8 protein-coding genes are annotated in these 19525 nt (G+C 37.5%); 4 read left to right on the top strand and 4 right to left on the bottom strand.

Annotation, left to right across the window (positions count from 1 at the left end; genetic code table 11):
* Positions 1-16: 16 nt before the first annotated feature.
* From CLV62_RS15680 to CLV62_RS15665, 4 genes are all read right to left on the bottom strand, one after another.
* A complete protein-coding gene (locus CLV62_RS15680) occupies positions 17-2221 on the bottom strand; it encodes an alpha-galactosidase (RefSeq protein WP_110311722.1) in 2205 nt (734 codons plus the stop codon).
* 221 nt (positions 2222-2442) lie between these two features.
* Complete coding sequence (locus tag CLV62_RS15675) at positions 2443-4797, bottom strand: T9SS type A sorting domain-containing protein (RefSeq protein WP_146212767.1); 2355 nt, start codon at positions 4795-4797, stop codon at positions 2443-2445.
* A gap of 44 nt (positions 4798-4841) precedes the next feature.
* Positions 4842-6470 (bottom strand): RagB/SusD family nutrient uptake outer membrane protein, encoded by a 1629-nt coding sequence (locus CLV62_RS15670; protein WP_110311720.1) that lies wholly within the window; start codon positions 6468-6470, stop codon positions 4842-4844.
* A 33-nt stretch (positions 6471-6503) separates the two neighbouring features.
* On the bottom strand, positions 6504-9569 hold the full coding sequence (locus tag CLV62_RS15665) for a SusC/RagA family TonB-linked outer membrane protein (RefSeq protein WP_110311719.1): 3066 nt from the start codon (positions 9567-9569) through the stop codon (positions 6504-6506).
* Between the two features lie 489 nt (positions 9570-10058).
* Between CLV62_RS15665 and CLV62_RS15660 the strand changes: the two genes are divergently transcribed.
* The 4 genes from CLV62_RS15660 (at position 10059) to CLV62_RS15645 (ending at position 19452) form a co-directional block, all read left to right on the top strand.
* Entirely contained in the window at positions 10059-14033 is a 3975-nt protein-coding gene (locus CLV62_RS15660; RefSeq protein WP_110311718.1) for a hybrid sensor histidine kinase/response regulator transcription factor, read from the top strand.
* 127 nt (positions 14034-14160) lie between these two features.
* The gene (locus tag CLV62_RS15655) at positions 14161-15372 is read left to right on the top strand and encodes an exonuclease SbcCD subunit D (protein ID WP_110311727.1); all 1212 of its coding nucleotides are present in this window, start codon (positions 14161-14163) and stop codon (positions 15370-15372) included.
* On the top strand, positions 15369-18449 hold the full coding sequence (locus CLV62_RS15650; RefSeq protein ID WP_110311717.1) for an AAA family ATPase: 3081 nt from the start codon (positions 15369-15371) through the stop codon (positions 18447-18449). The genes CLV62_RS15655 and CLV62_RS15650 overlap by 4 nt, the downstream gene beginning before the upstream one ends.
* Before the next feature lie 229 nt (positions 18450-18678).
* Positions 18679-19452, top strand: coding sequence for an IclR family transcriptional regulator (locus tag CLV62_RS15645; protein WP_110311716.1), 774 nt, complete (start codon positions 18679-18681; stop codon positions 19450-19452).
* The last annotated feature ends 73 nt before the right edge of the window (positions 19453-19525 follow it).

Raw genomic sequence — 19525 nt, 5'->3', positions numbered from 1 at the left:
TATGAGGTCTCAGGCCTTATTGTTCACTTATGAGTAAAACTGTACTGTCAAATGGATTACCAATATTTAAAATAATTCCTGCTTTCATCAGATAATCGCCACTGAAAACCTGTCCGTTTCCTGAGAATGATGAATGATCGGAAGTCATGTTCAATTCGGTAATCATATAATTTTTATTTGGATCTAAGCCATTCAACTTAGTCTCAAAGAAGGTAGTACGTCCGTGATATTTGAGGCTGTAAGCAAAAAGTACCGATTGCTTTTTGTCTTTAGATACATACATGTGAGAAGCCCATGAATTGCCATCGTAAGGAGAAACCAAACGATACAAATCTCCAAAATGAATAATAGGTCTTACTTGTTTGTAGCTTTCGATTGCTTTTTTCGCAAACACATATTCATCGCCTGTAATATCTTTGGGTTGAAGTTCCATACCCAAACGTCCAGACATAGCTACATCGAAACGGAATTTCAAAGGAATCATCATTCCAGTTTGGTGGTTAGGACTTGTAGATACGTGAGAAGCGGTAGCTATAGAGGGGAAGAATAGGTTTGTCCCGTACTGAATATAGATACGATCCAGTGCATTAGTATTATCACTTGCCCAAAATTCGTCATGGTATTTTAAAGCACCAAACTCAACACGGCCTCCACCCGAAGAGCATAATTGTATTTCAATATTCGGATATTTAGCTCTGATTCTTTCATACACACTGTACAATCCTTTTACATATTCGTACCAGAAGTGAGTTTGCTCATCTTTCGATAAGTATTCCGAACCTACATTATCCACATGTCTGTTGGCATCCCATTTGATATAGCTGATGTTTGGAGACATAGAAACTACTTCGTCAAAAGTATTATACACAAAATCCTGTACTTTAGGATTGCTTAAATCCAATAACCATTGGTTACGCATAGGTAGAATATCACGCTTGCCACTTTTTACAATCCACTCGGGATGTTTATGTGCCAATTCACTATCAGGGTTTACCATTTCGGGTTCTATCCAGATACCGAATTTTACACCTTTGCTCACTGCATAATCAGCCAGATAATTGATACCTCTTGGAAGTTTTGTTTTGTTTACCTGCCAGTCTCCAAGACCTGCATTATCGCCATTACGGGGGAATTTATTACCAAACCATCCATCGTCTAATACAAACATCTCTACACCGAATTTAGCGGCATCGTCGATCATGTTTGTAATGGTAGCTTCATCAAAATTGAAATAAGCACCTTCCCAACTATTCAATATAACAGGGCGTGCAATGTCGCCATGTGCAAGTGCATATTTACGAGACCAATCGTGATAATTTCTTGAAATCTGACCTTTACCATTGGCGCTATATGCCAATATCATTTCGGGTGTTTTAAATTCTTGTTGAGGTTTCAATATTTGAGTTGCAGCAAAAGGATTCAATCCGCTAATGATATTAAGAGTTCCTGTTTCGTCCATTTCGAAAGACAGTTTGTAATTTCCCGACCAAGCCAGTGATCCTGCATAAACTTCACCTGAGTTTTCATAAGACGGACCATTTACAGATAGAATAAAAGACGGATTTTCAGCCTGAGTAGCTCTTACTCCTTTTTTCGACTCTATTACTTTTACACCGTGTGTAAGCCGTTCTTCCTCCATTTGCATTTCTGCTGCCCAAGTACCATGAAAATGGGTGAGGTAATACGATTCGGCATGTAGTGGAATATATGATGATGCTATATTTTCGAGTTTGATATTGCCTTTCTCTTTATGTGAAATAGTTACCGATTGACTTATGATGTTTTCTTTGGCATAAGTAACAAAGTGAATATCTACAAAGATGGGGTATAGTTTATCTTTGAGGCTGATAACAGTTTCAGTTCTGTTTGCATCCAGCACTTTTTTTGTTGAACCTGCGTAAACCAATTCGGTCGTTAAAACTCCATCGTCATGAGTCAGCTTTAAAGCAGGATTCAGGTAATAACGTCCGCCATAAGCAGGATATAGTTGCGGTGCAAAATCCTGATCGGTATCGGGCTGCCCTTTAAACCTCTTGTTGAGGAATGACGAAGCGTCATTTATTTTCTCACCCCAATACATAAAGATGACTTTATCGTTGGGGGCTGCACTGAAAACCATAGATTGATCGTTGGTCGATACTTCTATGATTACCTTTTTCTGGCTAAATACATTAGCCGATACTAAGAAGAATAGAAAAGCGGTTATTAATGAAATTTTCATAATAAGTAATATAAATTAGTTAAGGTCTCAGACCTGTTTAATGTTTGGGTAAGGATATAAGATATGGTCTGTTATAACTCTGAAATGTATCGTGAAATATTTGGCGTTATTTGATAGTTGTAAGGGGGTGGACAGTTATCCACCCTCTACAGTATCTATCTATAATGCAAATAATTATTTGACCTACAAGTTACACAAAAGCAATAAAAAAGCCGGAGATTTTATTTAATAAATCGGTCTTGTAGTTTTTCTCCGTCTGAGGTCTCAATCAAAACGATATATACACCTGTGGGATAGGAATTAACGGAAAGCTGATAATCGGTTTCGTTGTTAACTCTTTTCTTAGTCATAATTCTGCCATCAACAGATAATATCTGTATGTTTTTCATGGCTTTTTCACTCTGGAGATATAACTTCGAATTATTTTCCACATAGCTGGTCAGAGATTTTCTTACCTCGTTTTTCTCTACTCCGCTGGGATTTCCACTTCCTTTTTTGATTCGATAAACAGAAACATCCTGAGGAGCTACCGAATAAGCCAGTTTTTCACCGTTTGGTTGAGAGATGTTTCCCGACCATAGTTCCTTTATCTCGTTTATTCTATCAGAGGATATTCCAAGTCTTGATAATTCAATCTCTGCTTGTTTAACTTGCGATTTATCGAAATTGAAAGCCACAAAATAGATATATGTATCGGTTTCCATCATATAGAGAGTTTCAGCCTTGCCCGGTGCAGCAGCCATATACCCGTCTACGGGATAGAACGATTTACCCATACGTGCAATATCATTAATATCTTTATTGGTGACAAAAGCCTTATTCTTCACTCTTGCTGTGTAATTACCCTGATGGCTACCTTTCAGGCTGAGGTTGTCTCCCAGCATATATATCCCCGTGATAACAGCCGACGTTACACGGGCTCTGTTAGAACCGTCTTTATAATCATTGGCTTCATCAGGATTATATAGTAAAATATGATCGGCATCGTTGAAAGGGTATACACGATCGAGCCACCATCCGAATGAAAGGCTGTTAAGCATATAACCGGTTGTGCCGTATTCGCCTTCGGTCATAGCACCCCATGTATCGCAACTGATACGTTTAGATGTTCCGTATTGTGCAGGGAAAGTGGGAGCAATAGATAATGCAAGGAACATATCATCCCCACAAGCATCGGTAAGATATTTCATGCCTTCGTTATAAGCTTGTACACCCGTAGTAACTTTAGGGTTGTAAAAAGAATCGGCTTCAAGAATACCACTGTTTATAAAGTCTAATTTGATATACGAAAAACCAAAAGACTTGAATTTCTTTACATAAAAATCGATCAGCATCTTTGTTCCGGGATGAGTGGGGTCTAAAGCCCAGGATTCAATCTTGCGTGGACGACCATCTGCATATAAGTATAAATCTTTATACTGATATTCCCCGCTTGTACCTTCTACATAACGCTCGCCGTTTCCTCCCCATTCGGAGAAAGGCCCCCAGTATATACCGGCTTCTTGTCCGTTTACTTTACAATGCTCTACAAAGAGGCGTAAATCATTATCGGTAAAATTTTCGTTCCACCACGAATCCAATCCAATATAAACCGTATTGTTGTTTTCGAAATTATTAGGCTGTAATTGGGTCTTGATGTAGTCGGAAACATCTTTTACTCCCTCCGGATTTACATATTGAACCATTCCTGCCCAACTATTCCATCCGAAAGGGGTTCCTCCGGTCCATTTGCGTGGAGGTGCAATCAAAGCATTTGCTTCACCAAATTGTTCCATGCCTCTGCGCCAATCGTCAAATACTCCGAAAAGTATTTTTGGCGATTTCAGGTCTTTGCCTTTTATACTTCCATGTTCTTTAGAGGGTTTGTTCACATCTGAACTGATATCTCTTGTCAACTCGTGGGTGATACCTCCGTAACATGCGAGTTTAGTTATAGACTTATTGTCTTTTCCTGTATATTTTATACCTGTTTTCCAAGTATCATGTTCTACAGATCCGATAACTATTCCTTTTCTGTTTTTACCATTGAATATGGATGTTACTTCAAAAGATACATCCGATGCGGTTAAAGGTGACGACAAGTAATGTACAAAGCCATCGTTGTCGAAAGGCACACGCAAAGCTCTGTTACTGTTGTCAGTTGGTAGAAATGTATTCTCTGCCGTAGTATAAACAGGTGCAATATAATTACTCGAAGTTTCGGTATCGGAAACAATACGTGCTTCGGTCAGAAAGTAATCATGCCCACTGTAAAAATAAAATATTTGCAATAGTGATGGTTTTCCTGCAAGTCCTGAGTAGGTAATTGTATATTTTTCGCCTGTTCCGAAAATATCCGAAACTGTTTCTTTTGCCAGAACTACATCTGAATATTCGAAACTATTGACAGTGTCGTTTCCGGCTTTGGCTTTTACATATACATCTGTGAGGATGTTACTCCCGTCACGAACGAAGTTTACTTTCTTGGTATCTCCTTTATAAGAGATTTTCCATTTTCCATAGCTGATATCCTTATCTTCGGAAGCAGGAGAAGCCCATGCCGAAAGGCATAGGCAACTCGTGCAGATAAGTAACATCAGACTTTTCTTTATATGATTAGTCATCATCCTTTTCTATTTACTTAATTTGTAGTATATCCCGGATTTTGATCGTCTTCCGTCAAGTCAGGATTTTGTCTTAATTCATCTAATGGAATTGGCCAAAGAAGTTTGTATTCTTGTATCGTTTTTGCCGCACCCAGATCTTTTGTATCACCAAAACTGTTAGTGAAAGTGCCTCCTATAAGCCATCTGTTTCTTTTTTCAACATATTGCTTAACAAGCCCTGTTCTGAGTAAATCAAACTTACGCCACCCTTCGAAACATAGTTCACGCATGCGTTCATCCATTAGTTTTTCTATGAATTCCTCTTTACCCATTCCTGTAGACCACATTTTGTCTGCAGGAAGTGTTCCTCCGAATGCACGTTTGCGAATTACATTGTTTATCAGGTTGATTGCTTCTCCTTGATTTCCTGTCATGTAAAGACATTCTGCGTAACAAAGTATTACATCGCCAAAGCGAACAAGAGGAATACTTTTTCCACTGTGCCAAGTGTTCTGACCTGTGTCTACAGTGCGTGGATCTTCGTATTTCTTAACATGAGGTTCAAGTTCGTCTCCCCAGGCATATCCGCTCATATTGGGAGTATATTTACTCCATCTGAAATCGTAGCGTATACTTTGATCTTTACGTATATCGCCTTCTTCCCAAAGACCTCCGTCACCAGTTGCGGTATAGCAGTACTTAGATGGCATCATACCATCAAAACCACTCCATGGAGCCATTGCTTCACCCAGATCGGGTGTCATATTTGCCACAGCACGAGATCCCATTTCCCATTCTGTTCCGCAATTGTTGGGCCAACCTACATTATATTGAAAAGCATAAACCATTTCTTTTCTATATTCAGCCGAGTTTTCCGAGTATGCATCAAATATGACCGGAAAGTTAGAAGCGCCTGTTCCTCCAAAATAGCCGTTATCAATTATTTTTTTGAAATGTGCCGCAGCTTTTGCATAGTCCCTGTATCCCGAACTTTCGGGAGCATACAGATATAGTTTACCTAAGAAAGCTTGGGCTAATGCTTTGCTTACACGTCCGGCATTTGTGACCTCATTAGGCTCAGGCAAGTATTTTTCTGCAAGCAATAAGTCTTCTTCTATGTTTTTAAAGACTACATCGAGTGGTTGACGAAATCCGCCAAAATCTAAGTTGTCGTGATCTATAAGAGGGATAGAACCAAATAACATGGCTAACTCCCAGTTATTTTCAGCACGAAGAAAACAAGCTTCTCCTAATAATTTATTTAATTCTTCATTTCCTGTATTTTGAAGTTTTTTTAAGCTGGATATAGCAGGTGCTGCACGTGAGATTACTTCATAACGGTTTGTCCAGATGCCTCTGATACGGTTACTTGTGCTGTTCATACCTTCCGAGTAGGTGTCGAGTCCGCGTCTTTCATTGTCGTCATGCTGAAATCCTCCGACAACGGCTTCATCGGTCCCCAGAAACATATCAACACGTCCTTTATGACCTTCACGCCACGAATTGTATAATCCTAATATGTATGCATTGGTTGTGCTTACATCCGAGAATATTTTATCATCGGGAAGTTTAGATTCCGGGTCTTGATCGAGAAAGTCCGAACATGAGGTGGTGAATAAAGCTAAGCCCACCATAAATATTGATAATATCTTATTTATTTTCATATCGCTATTGTATTTTATGTATTAGAGGTATAATTAGAAAGTAAGATTTAGTCCGAATGTGAAACTCCTTGTCAATGGATATCCTTGTCCCGATTCAGGGTCATAACCTTTATAAGGAGTAACCAGAAATAAATTGTTACCGGATGCATTGACACTTAGCTGTTCGAAAGCTTTTCCAACCAATTCTCTGGGGAAATTATAGGTTAAGGTCAGGGCGGCACAACGCAGAAACGAAGCATCCATTAAACCATAGCTGGTATTACCGTAACCAAATCTACTTTTTCCATCGCCGCGATATGCACGAGGAATACTAGTATTGGTGTTTTCGGGAGTCCAACGTTTCAACATCTCTTCGTGAGCAGGACCGATAGTGGCTGTCCCATCCATTGTTCGCTCGTATACCCAATCGGTTTTCTTAGCTCCGTATGAGTACACAAATACTGCATCTAATGTCAGTTGCTTGTAATTCAGGTTTGTTGAAAAACCTCCGTAGAATTTAGGATTAGTGTTTCCCAGAATCTTCATATCATTTTCAGCAGTAATTTTTCCGTCACCATCCAAATCTACAGGAAGCATGTCTCCTGGTTTAACTACCAGATTATTATAGATAGATGTCCAACCGTTTACCATTGCCATATCCGATTCCTGAGCCAATCGGTCTACCTGAAAACCATAAATAGTATTCAAGGGGTTACCTACAAATAAGTTTCCATCACGAGACATTGTGTTGCCGCCATTCCAAAGTACATCAACACCTCCGTATAGTTTGGTTATTTTATTTTTGTCATGAGCAATATTACCGCTTACATTCCATTTGAAATCTTTTGATTTGACCAATAGTGCATTGAAGCTGAATTCAATTCCTTTATTTTCCAATTCAGCTACATTGGCAATCTGGTAACTATAGCCGAACGAAGGCCACATACTCATTTTCATTAAAAGATCGCTGTTGGTCATCGAGAATACATCCACAGACATAGAAATCCTATCGTTCCAAACAGTAGCGTCTAAACCTAAATTCCATTGCTTTTGTTTTTCCCATTTGATATTGCTGTTTCCAAATCTGCCGTCTTCGGGAACAAAGCCGATTACGCCATTATTATATGTCGGAGAATAAATAGTCAGGTATCCGTACTCGGGTATATTCTGATTACCCAGTATACCATAACCTACTCTAAGCTTTAAAAGGTTCAGCCAGTCGGCTTTTTTCATAAAAGCTTCTTCCGAAATAGTCCATGCTGCCGATACCGAAGGGAATGTTCCCCATTTATTTTCCGTTGCAAATTTCGAACTGCCATCGCGTCTGACTGTAGCAGTCAATAAATATTTATATTCGTAGGAGTAGTTGGCACGTGCAATTACAGAAACCAGCGTATTGGTTTTGTAATCAGAACTCATATTGTTTTTCTCTTTGTCAGATGCCATTCCCATATTTTTGTAACCAAGAGCATCGGTCGGATAGTTATATCCGCTCATAGATATATTGTTACTTCTGCTTTTCGAAATACTCGAACTCAATAAACCGAATATGCGGTGTTTTTCAGCAAAAGTCTTTTCGTAGCTAGCAGAGTTATCCCATTGGTAGTATTTGGTTTGACCTCTCCATTGCCATCCTTCTCCGTTTTTATTATCTCTTATCGATTGACCAACATAGCTGGGTATATACTTACTGTCTTGTTTGTTGTATATATCCGCTGAAAAGGTGCTACGCACATATAAATTCTTAATTGGATTTACTTCTATGTAGTTGGCTGTCAAAACACGGTCGTGTATTTCTTTGCTGTCTATCGATTTCGTCAGGATCGGGTTATACATACCCATTTGGGCAACTCCCTGAAAATACATGTACAATCTGTCGGTGTCGATAGTCTGTAGTCTATTTCCCAGTAAAGCGGTTTCATAAGCATTATCGTCCAATCTGTTTTTTGTTCCTCTTGATACACTTGTGTTTGTGCCCACTTTTAACCAAGGTTTCACTTTGGTTTCGAAGTTAATCCGTCCATTGAATCTCTCGTAAGACGACTTTTGAAGTATACCTTCGTTATTAGAGTACGAAAATCCCAGAAAATAAGTGGAATTATCCGAACCTCCGGAGAAATTCAAAGCATGGTTTTGTTCTATACCTGTGCGGGTAAGTTCGTCAATCCAGTCAGATGTACGATTGTTTTTACCGTTTTCAAGTTCTTCGGGTGAGAATACTTTATCTGTACCGAATATGAAATCATTGATATATGCATTTCTGTCTGCATTTGGATTAGAATCCATAAAAGCATTGGCATATGCATCTTTACGTAGATTCATAGTTTCGAAAGCGTCCAGTGTTTTCAATCTGTCTTGGTATCTGCTAGTAGTCACGAAGCCACTGTACGAAACTTTTCCTTCTCCTTTTTGCCCCTTCTTGGTAGTTATTACCACGACACCATTAGATGCTTTAGAACCGTAGAGAGCAGTTGAGGAAGCATCTTTTAATACTTCGATAGAAGCAATTTCATCAGGATTGATAAGCCTTAAGCCTTCTTCGGCAACTATACCGTCTATTACAAAAACAGGATTAGTTCCGTATGAAATGGAGTTTGTTCCACGGATTTTCATCGAAATATCACTTCCCGGAGCAGCATTTGTTCTAGATATATTAAGTCCCGGAACCTTACCTTGCATGGCTGTTGTTAAATCGGTTGTGGGTATTTCCTGAAGTTGCTCTTTCGAGATGCTGCCTACGGCTCCCGTCAGGTCGCTTTTTCTCATTCGGATACCCACTACTACAACATCGTCAATGGCAAACGACAGAGGTTCGAGGCTTATATTACCTGTGCCGTTAGATGCTTTGATTTCGAAAGTTTTATAACCAAGATAGGAGAATACTAATGTTCCGTTTTGTGGTACTGACAGAGAGAATTTTCCATCCGGATCGGAGATTGTTCCGATTGTAGTTCCTCTTACAGTAACAGAAACTCCGGGTAAAGTTTCCTTTGTAGAACTATCGGTTATGACTCCATTTGCTGTAAAGTTTTGAGCAAATGCTGCGAGTGCTGACATAAAGAATAGCATACATAGCAATGCCATCTTTTGTTTAAGACAAATACTTGTTCTCTTATTCATAAAATAGATGTTTAAGTTTTTTTATAGTATGGAATTAGTTAATAGTCGTTTTCGGATGATAAGGCACACTTATCTAAAGCAATATGCTTACAGTCATTTAATATAATTTCGGAATTTTAGTAGCTGATAGTAAATAATCGACACGATATCAATTAGCTATAGCTAATGATCTGCCTGATAATTACCAAAGCAACAAACAGGTCTGAGACCTTAAATACAGAGTAGGCTTTTTTATTTTTGGTATTAGATATTTAAGCCGCAGTATTATTTTCCTTTCATGTATTATTATTAAATATTGATTTTTCGGCAAAAGCAAATGTATGTCTTAAAGTAATAGGGGAGTAGTCTTAATTTTTTCAAAAAGTGTAAGATTTGTCGCAAAATAAGGGCTTGCAGCTTCGTGTGAGACATATGTTGTATTTATTGCGACAATTGTAACTTAAACATTTCCTATATTTGCTATAACCTATTTCACACCATAGTTTCAAAATGAATCGCATATTTATATTTCTGTTTTTTTTAGTATACTTCCCTATAAACGTTATATCCTCCGATTATTATTTTTCCATTATCGATGGCGAAATTAATCTGTCGCATAATAATGTAAAATCGATCTTACAGGATAGTTACGGTTTTATGTGGTTTGGAACCCGTAATAAGTTGAACCGTTATGACGGAATAAACCTGAAGGTATTTGATTGTAATGATCCTGTGACTAAGAAGAGAAATAATAATATCTCCTCTTTATTTGAAGATGCCGACCGTAAAATGTGGGTAGGGACTGATAACGGAATCTTTATATTTGATCCAATCACGGAGAAATTCACCTCATTTGAGGCTAAAACTTCGCAAGGAGTAGGCATAACCCAATGGATTGGGGATATTCAAAAAGATATGGATAATAATATCTGGATTGTTGTTCCCAATCAGGGGGTATTTAAATACGACCGAACATCCCATAAACTGTTTTTATATACTGTAGTTAAGGAACTGAAACCTAGCGAAAGTAATCCTCAATGTATTGCCATTGAAAAGAATGGTCGTGTATGGATTGGCACTAATGGCTCGGGGCTTTTTTTATATAATAAAGAGAATGACTCTTTTGCACAGTATCTGGGAGATAAAGAAGGTGGGGAATCATTACTTGGTAAGAATATATATACCATATGCCATTATGGTGACTATTTAATTACAGGCATACATGAAGGAAAATTGGTAAAACTAGATAAACGAAAGAATATTGTGATGGATTTACCTTTTCCCGAGGTGAATTATAAAATAATCAGGCATGTAACTATTCTGAATGATGATGAAATATGGGTTGGTACACAATCGGGTTTGTATGTTTTAAATGAAAAAACACGAACGGTAGAACATGCTAAAGAAGAAGCTTTAAATGCTCATTCATTATCCGATAATATCGTAGAGAAAATATATAAAGATAAAGAAGGTGGTATCTGGATCGGTACAAACTTCGGAGGAGTTAATTATTTGCCCAACCGCAATAATAAATTCGAGAAGTACTTTCCTCTAAGTGAATCCAATTCTTTAATATCTAAGAGAGTTCGTGAAATGCGTGAGGATTCTAATGGTAATATATGGATTGGCACTGAGGATGCCGGTGTTACCTTGTTTGATCCTAATCTGCGTAAATTTAAAACGATTGACAATCTTTTTTATAAAAAGACATTGGCTTTGCTTGTCCAAAACTCGAAAGTTTGGGTGGGATATTTCAAACATGGATTGGACATTATTGATTATACTCAAAATAAAGTGAATCATTTTTCTGATAAAGATATGGGTTTGAATGAAGAGAGTATTTATGCTCTTTGTGAAGACAGGTATGGTAAAATATGGATGGGTAATGCTTGGGGAGTATTTGTAGCCAATAAAAACGAAATGAAATTCAAGCGGATGGATATATTCGGACTGAATTACATCTATGATTTATTGGAAGATTCCGAAGGCTATATCTGGGTGGCAACTATGGGGAATGGTGTATATCAATACGATCAGGAACAAAGTGTGCTAAATCATTATGTTACAGGTGGAGAATATGATTTAAGTTCAAATTCGGTAAGCAGTATAACCGAGGATCATTTAGGGCAAATTTGGTTTTCGACTGATAGGGGAGGAATTTGTGTTTTTAATAAAAAAGACAAACAGTTTAAGACCTATTCGATCAAAGACGGGCTTCCCGATGATATTGCTTATAAAATCTTAGAAGATAAATATTATAATCTATGGTTTGGTACTAATCAAGGATTAGTAAGATTTAATCCCGAATCAAAAGCTGTAAAAGTATTTACTCAGAACGATGGGTTATTGTCCAATCAGTTTAATTATAAATCGGGACTGGTAAGTAGCTCGGGTAAACTTTATTTTGGTAGTTTGGAGGGATTGATAGCTTTTAAGCCCGACGAATTTAAGGAAAATAAGTTTATTCCTCCTGTATATATTACCAGACTATCTATCTTTAATAAAGAAGTTGAACCGGGTATGGAAGGTTCTCCTTTGGTTAAAAGTATAGTGCATACCGATAAGATAGTATTAGATTATAATCAGTCGAATATCAGCTTCGATTTTGTTTCTCTCAGTTATACTGCTCCTCATGCCAATGTATATGCCTATAAAATGGAGGATATAGACAAGGATTGGAGCTATACCACAAAGAATCGAAGTGCAACTTATGCCAAGCTACCTCCGGGTAAATATACTTTTATGGTAAAAGGTACAAATAATGATGGGGTGTGGAATGAGGTGGGAGCATCTATCGAAATAGAAATTCTACCTCCTTGGTGGACTTCGAATATTGCTTATCTTATCTATCTTATTCTCTTTATTTTTTTGTCTTATATTGTGTTACGTTTCTCGATGTCAAAATATAAAAAACGACATAACGAGAGGCAAAGACTCTTCGAAATAGAGAAAGAAAAAGAATTATATGAAGCTAAAGTTGATTTCTTTACAGACATTGCCCATGAGATACGCACACCGGTAACTCTGATTAATGGTCCATTGGAGTCTATTCTCGAGATGGATATCCAAAATAACGACTTAAGGCATAATCTTAGTATTATAGAACAAAACACCAAGCATTTGTTAGCATTGATAAATCAACTGCTTGATTTTAGAAAAGTAGACAGTAATAAGTTTTTGTTAACTTTTCGGGAAGTTGATATAGCACTCTTATGTAAAGATATTATCGCCCGATTCGAACAACAAGCCTTGTCTTTGAAAAGGACGATCAATATATATTCGCCCAATGATGAGCATATAATTGTAATAGCCGATAAGGAAGGATTGTCCAAGATATTCAGTAATCTGTTTTCGAATGCAATTAAGTATTCAGATAAAGAGATAGATATTCGTTTCAGCACCGATGATAAATATTTTACGCTCGAAGTAAGTAATGATGGAACGATAGTTCCCGATGATTTAAGAGAACGGATATTTGAACCTTTCTTTCAGGTAAAAACTGCCCGAAGAGAAACATCGGGTTCGGGTATTGGACTGTCTTTAGCTCGCTCATTGGCAGAGCTTCACAGTGGTTATTTATTCTATAGTTCGCAATCAGGATTAAACACATTTACCCTTAAAATACCACTTTATCACGATATTGATTTTGACATAGAGGAGACTGACAGCGAAGCAAGTCTTATTCCACTTGAATATGATAATGGCAGACAATTTCATGAAATAAAGAACACAAAAACCATACTTATTGTAGAAGATAATATGGAGATGCTCAATTTTATTGCCGATAAATTGAGAGATAAATTTATCGTGGAGCGTGCAACCAATGGTGTAGAGGCTCAGAAAATATTAAGTCTGAAAAGTATTGATATTGTGATAACGGATGTAATGATGCCACAAATGGATGGGTTTGAATTGTGCCGTTTTATAAAATCTGAAATCGAATATAGCCATATAATTGTTGTCTTGTTAACTGCCCGTAACGATCTTCCGAGCAAAATACAAGGGCTTGAGTTGGGTGCAGATGCGTATGTCGAAAAACCATTTTCGTTTCATTACCTGCAAACATTGCTGACTTCGTTGTTGAATAATAGGAAACGAGAGATCGAATTGTTCTTACGCAAACCGTTTTTACCTATTCAACAAACGGGAATGAGTAAAGCCGATGAGCATTTTTTGAATAAGATTATTGATATAATCAATGAAAATATAATCGATCCTAATTTCAATGTCGAACGGTTAGCCGATTTAATTTATATGAGCCGATCGAGTCTGCATCGGAAGATAAAAAGTACAATGGATTCTACTCCTACCGATTTTATTCGGTTCGTGCGTCTCCAAAAAGCTGCCGAATTGATACAAGAAGGTAAATACCGAATAAATGAGATTTGCTATCTGGTGGGTATTAATTCTCCGTCTTATTTTATTAAATTATTTCAGACTCAATATGGTATGACCCCTAAAGAATTTGAGAAGCAAAATAAATAATGGTTTGGAAGTAATTTTGCTAAATTTGTAAGAAGTAATTCGTAGGGGCAGACCTATGTGTCTGCCCAATATTGGCGAGCAGATAAGTTCACCTCTCCACCAAAGCAATTACACAAAAAATAAAACAATGAGACTTCTCCATACGGCAGATTGGCATATAGGACAAAACTTCTTCGGTTATGACCGCAAAGAAGAGCATATCTTTTTTCTAAACTGGCTCAAAGATCAGGTTCAGGAAACTCTGGCAGATGTGCTTTTGGTATCGGGTGATGTATTCGATAGCCCTAACCCTTCGGCTGAATCACAAAAAATATATTACAAATTTTTGCATCAGGTTTCATTGGCAAATCCTCAGTTGCAAATTGTGATTGTGGCGGGAAATCATGACTCGGCAGGACGACTCGAAGCCCCCAGCCCTTTATTGGAAGAGATGAATGTGTCCATTAAAGGAATTGTAAAGCAAACACCCGAAGGCGGAATAGATTATAATAATCTGTTAGTTCCATTAAAGAAAAACGGTGTAACAGAGGCTTGGTGTATTGCCGTGCCTTACTTGCGACAGGGAGATTATCCGTCGTCGGAAACTTACAGTAAAGGAGTCGCAGCCATGTACACTGCACTTTATGACGAATTGCTAAAGGTTAAAGAATCCACTCAGCCAGTCATTGCTATGGGGCATTTACAAGCCACAGGTTCGGAGTTATCTGATAATGACCGATCGGAACGAACTATTATAGGGGGACTTGAATGTATCTCGCCCGAAGTTTTTGATAAGCAGGATATTGTTTATACCGCTTTAGGACATTTGCATAAAGCTCAACGGGTTTCGGGTCGTGAGAATGTACGTTATGCAGGAAGCCCATTACCCATGTCATTTGCTGAAAAGAATTACAAACAAGGAGTTAATCTGTTAGAATTGAATAACGGAAAACTTGAAAATATAGAAAGAATAGAGTTTATACCTCCTGTCAAACTACTAAGTTTACCTAAAGAACCTAAACCTTTATCGGAGGTATTAGAAGAATTGGAACTTCTTCCCGATGGTGAAATAACATTACAATCGCCTTATCTCGAAATAAAAGTGTCGATTACAGAACCGGAACCATCCATGCGGCATCAAATAGAAGAAGCATTGAAAGGGAAATCTGTTCGATTGACTCGTATTGCTGCAATCACAACCCGACGAGAACGGGAAAGCCAGATAATGACTTATGAAGAATTACAGGCTGTTAATCCTTTAGAGATGGCACAAGAGGTTTTTCGCAGTAGATATGATAATGAGATGCCCGAAGAAATGGCAAAACTTCTGCAATCGGTAATAAGGGAGGTACAACCATGAAGATATTAGCTATAAGAGGCAAGAATCTTGCATCACTGGAAGGTGAATTCGAGATCGACTTTGCATCCGATCCTCTTAAATCGGCAGGGATATTTGCAATAACAGGAAGTACGGGAGCAGGAAAATCAACCATTCTGGATGCCCTTTGTCTATCCCTTTTTGACGATACGCCACGTACCAATAATGCAGGCGAAAATATTCAGATTAAAGATGTTCAGGACAATACTATCAATCAAAAAGACAGCCGTAATATTTTGCGGAGAGGAACGATAGAAGGCTATGCCGAAGTTGACTTTCTGGCTCTAAGTGGCGATAAGTATCGTTCGCGCTGGATGGTACGTCGTGCCCGTGGGCGAGCTGACGGGGCTTTGCAAAAAACAGAAGTGAGACTGGAAAATTTGTCTACTGGTGTGGAGGAACAAGGGACAAAAACAGAAATTTTATCGAAAATAGTAGAACTTATCGGACTGAGTTTCGATCAGTTTACCCGTGCCGTTTTATTGGCGCAGGGAGATTTTGCCACTTTTCTGAAAGCCAAACAAAGCGATAAGGCTGAACTTTTAGAGAAATTGACAGGAACGGAAATCTATTCTAAAATATCATCTCAGATTTATCAACGGACAAAAGAAGCCGAACAGGCTCTTAATCTACTGAATGAGCGTATCAAAGATGTACGTCTATTAACTGATGAAGAATTGGAAACTTTAATTCAGGAGAAAATAATACTTGATAAAGAGTTGCTCCCATTAAAAAGCCACTCGTCCGATATTGATAAAAAGCTGGCGTGGATTAAGCTGGATGAACAGATAAGGCAAGAGGTACTTCAAGCAGAGAATGAATTGAACAAAGTGCATAGCCTTATCGACGAAGCTAAGCCTCGTTATGAATATATTTCCAAGATTGATTTATCTCAGGAAATCAGAGATACATATATTGAACTTTCGAATAAGCAGAAGCATTTAGTTTTGCAAAAGTCGAATCTTTTTGAAAGAGAAAAAGAGCAGGCTGTTATTTCCGATCAATTGAAGCAAGCTGAACAAAATCTGACCACTTCTAAAATAGCTTTAGATGAACACGAGCAGAAATATACATTGGCTAAGCCCGATATAGCAAAAGCGAAGGAGTTAGATATTAGAATCCAATCGGGAAAAGAAAAAGAAATTGAGGCACAGAAAGAATTTGCTACCCAATCAGAATTGAAAAAGCAATCGGAACAGTATATTCAGGCTTTTCAGAAGGATCTGAAAACAGGCGAGCAAATATTGAATACGCTCAACGAGTGGTTCGAGAAGCACGATTCATATAAAGAAATTGTTCCTCGAATAGATTTGATTGTGAATCTTTTGAATGATGCACAGATATCGCAGTCGCAATCTGTAAAAGCAGCCAATAGTTTAGAAACGAACCTATCCATACTAAAAACCCGAAAAGAAAAGCTTGAAAAATCGGAAAAAGAATACGAAAGGCTAAATGGTCTTTTGCCCAGTGAGATTTTGGCTTTGCGCCTAAAATTGGAGGATAACATGCCTTGTCCTGTCTGTGGAAGTGTTCACCATCCGATACAGAATGCAGATTCTGAAAGTGAAGGAAATCTTCAGGAGAAAGAATTGGAACAAGCTAAGAAGCTACTTTCGGAAGCCATCACAGCAGATAAGGAACAAGTGGAAGCAATACAAAAAGAAATAACTCAATTAGAAACTTTAATCAAGAATTACAGGTCTCAATATGATGAGGCAGTTTCTAAATTGGAGGGGTTTTTGCAACATATTCCGGATTGGAAGATGAAATTAGATACACTTCAATCTGAACTTTCGGAGATAGCTAATCAATGGAATCAAAGTAAAGAACGTCTGGATAAAGGAACTAAATATATAGAGTCTACTACCTTAAAATTAGAATCCGAAAATAAAAATCTGGCAACTATTGTCGAAGAATTTAATCGAAGAGAAGAACTCTTCAAAAAAGCTACTTCCCTTCAAGAAGAATTGATAAAAGAGCGAAATCAACTTTTAGAAGGTAAAAGTGTAGAAAAAGTGGAAACACTCTTCGAAACATTACAAAAACAATTCTCTTTAAATTACGAAGAACTCAGAAAACAAAAAGACAAGCTCGAATCGGATAATGCTCAGATTGGTGGATTTATATCACAAATAAAAGGTGAAATAAACACGGAATCGGAACAGGTTTTAAGTTTGCAAGAATCGGTGCAGGATTGGCTTAATCACAATGATTATCAAATTACATCTGAAATTTTGAATGATTTGATGGCTAAATCAAGAGAGTGGATTACTCAGGAAAAGACATTTTTGTCTGATCTTAAGAATCAAGAACTGGCTCTTAATGCTACTCTTAAAGAAAGGAGTTCGAGGCAAATTAAGCATGGCGAAGAAGAAAATAAACCCGAAGAGGGGCAAAATAAAGAAATTCTAAATCTACAATTATCTGAGATTGAAAATAAATCAGTTGCAATAAATAAACGCCTTACGGAGATTGAAGTCGCATTTGCTGCCCATAATACGGGAAAAGAGCGTATAAAAGCTTTCGAGAAAGAGCTGAATGAAAAATCTGCCCTTTGTGAGAACTGGAAAAAGCTGAATGTTTTACTCGGTTCTGCTGATGGAGGTAAATTTAAAGCCATTGCACAAGGGTATACTTTAGATATTCTGCTGGTATATGCCAATAAACATTTGGAGGAATTGAGCAAGCGGTATAAGTTGCAACGTATCCCCGATACTTTGGCTTTGCAGGTGGTGGACAATGATATGTTGGGCGAAATTCGTACAGTACATTCTCTTTCGGGAGGTGAATCATTCTTAATATCTTTATCGTTGGCATTGGGTTTATCCTCTTTGTCGTCTAATCGGATGAAGATCGAATCTTTATTCATTGATGAAGGCTTTGGTTCATTAGATATTGATACGTTGAGTATTGCTATGGATGCTTTGGAAAACTTACAAACACAAGGGCGAAAGATTGGTGTTATTTCTCACGTTGCAGAAATGACAGAACGGATTACTACCCGTGTGCAGGTTATAAAATCGGCTAACGGCAGAAGCAAAATAAATGTTGTAGGATAAAAAATACTTCTAAGAGTATTTTAAAATAAATGCAAGATGCAAAATGATCTATATTAGATGTTTGCATCTTTTTTTGTTGTATTCTATATCTGAAAGTTTATTTAAATACTTCGTGTTGATTTGACAAATATAAAATTAATATTATATTTGTTTCTGTATGAGAACTTGATTTCTATATGTGAATAAAATGAAGTATTGTCCACATATAGAAACATGAAAAATCTATTTTATGAGTGAAGAGGAAAAGCAAATTTCAATGATTACAAAGTCATTCGAAGTACTGGAATTATTATCAAAGAATCCGTATGGATTGACTTTGCAGGAAATTGTCACACAATTACAGTACCCAAAGTCATCACTTTATAAGATTGTGTCTAATCTGCAAGAAATAGGCTATTTAGGTAGAGAAATGGATAGCTCACGTTATTTCTTGTCCCGAAAATTATTGACTCTTGGGGTGACTGCTTTCAACAGCAGTAATATTATTGAACGTTCCAAAGAATATATGAAGCTTTTACGTGACGAAGTGGGTGAGTCGGTAATGATAGGTACTTTGATTGATGATGAAGTTGTCCTGTTGGAGCAAATAACAGGATCATTGGATTTTGTATTTACATTGAAGCAAGGAATGAAGTTTAACCTCTATTCAACAGCTCCCGGTAAAGTAATATTGGCTTTTTTAGACAGAGACAGGCAAAAAGAGATGCTGGATAATTTGCAGCTCGAAGCAATAAATGAATTCACTATTACTGATAAAGAGCTTTTTAGGAAGGAACTTGATGATATTAAGAGGAAAGGGTATGCAGCAGACATCAATGAAACTGTAGAAGGTGTGCATTGTATTGCAGCTCCTATTTGGGATGAAACAAAGAATGCTATTGCTTGTATCTGGACATCAGGTCCTGCCGGGCGTTTGCCAAAGAAAAATATAGGAGCAATAGCTCAACGGATTATAGAATGTGGATTGTCAATATCATATAATATCGGATATAGAAAAGTATAATAAATAAACATAGTAAGGTCACAGACCTTTTTATTGCTTTGGCAGGCATAACAACCAGAGATAGTTATACTGA

It is taken from the genome of Indolivaga alginatilytica, assembly GCF_003201355.1.
Lineage (GTDB): Bacteria > Bacteroidota > Bacteroidia > Bacteroidales > Dysgonomonadaceae > Dysgonomonas_A > Dysgonomonas_A alginatilytica.
The sequence above is the reverse complement of the archived record's forward strand: the minus strand, read 5'-3'. Positions and strand labels throughout refer to the sequence as shown.

What these genes read in the sequence shown, in the direction of transcription:
- CLV62_RS15660 (WP_110311718.1), top strand. Translation starts at nt 10,059, where the DNA reads ATGAATCGCATATTTATATTTCTGTTTTTTTTAGTATACTTCCCTATA.
- CLV62_RS15675 (WP_146212767.1), bottom strand. Translation starts at nt 4,797, where the DNA reads ATGTTACTTATCTGCACGAGTTGCCTATGCCTTTCGGCATGGGCTTCT.
- CLV62_RS15665 (WP_110311719.1), bottom strand. Translation starts at nt 9,569, where the DNA reads ATGAATAAGAGAACAAGTATTTGTCTTAAACAAAAGATGGCATTGCTA.
- CLV62_RS15655 (WP_110311727.1), top strand. Translation starts at nt 14,161, where the DNA reads ATGAGACTTCTCCATACGGCAGATTGGCATATAGGACAAAACTTCTTC.
- CLV62_RS15650 (WP_110311717.1), top strand. Translation starts at nt 15,369, where the DNA reads ATGAAGATATTAGCTATAAGAGGCAAGAATCTTGCATCACTGGAAGGT.
- CLV62_RS15670 (WP_110311720.1), bottom strand. Translation starts at nt 6,470, where the DNA reads ATGAAAATAAATAAGATATTATCAATATTTATGGTGGGCTTAGCTTTA.
- CLV62_RS15680 (WP_110311722.1), bottom strand. Translation starts at nt 2,221, where the DNA reads ATGAAAATTTCATTAATAACCGCTTTTCTATTCTTCTTAGTATCGGCT.
- CLV62_RS15645 (WP_110311716.1), top strand. Translation starts at nt 18,679, where the DNA reads ATGAGTGAAGAGGAAAAGCAAATTTCAATGATTACAAAGTCATTCGAA.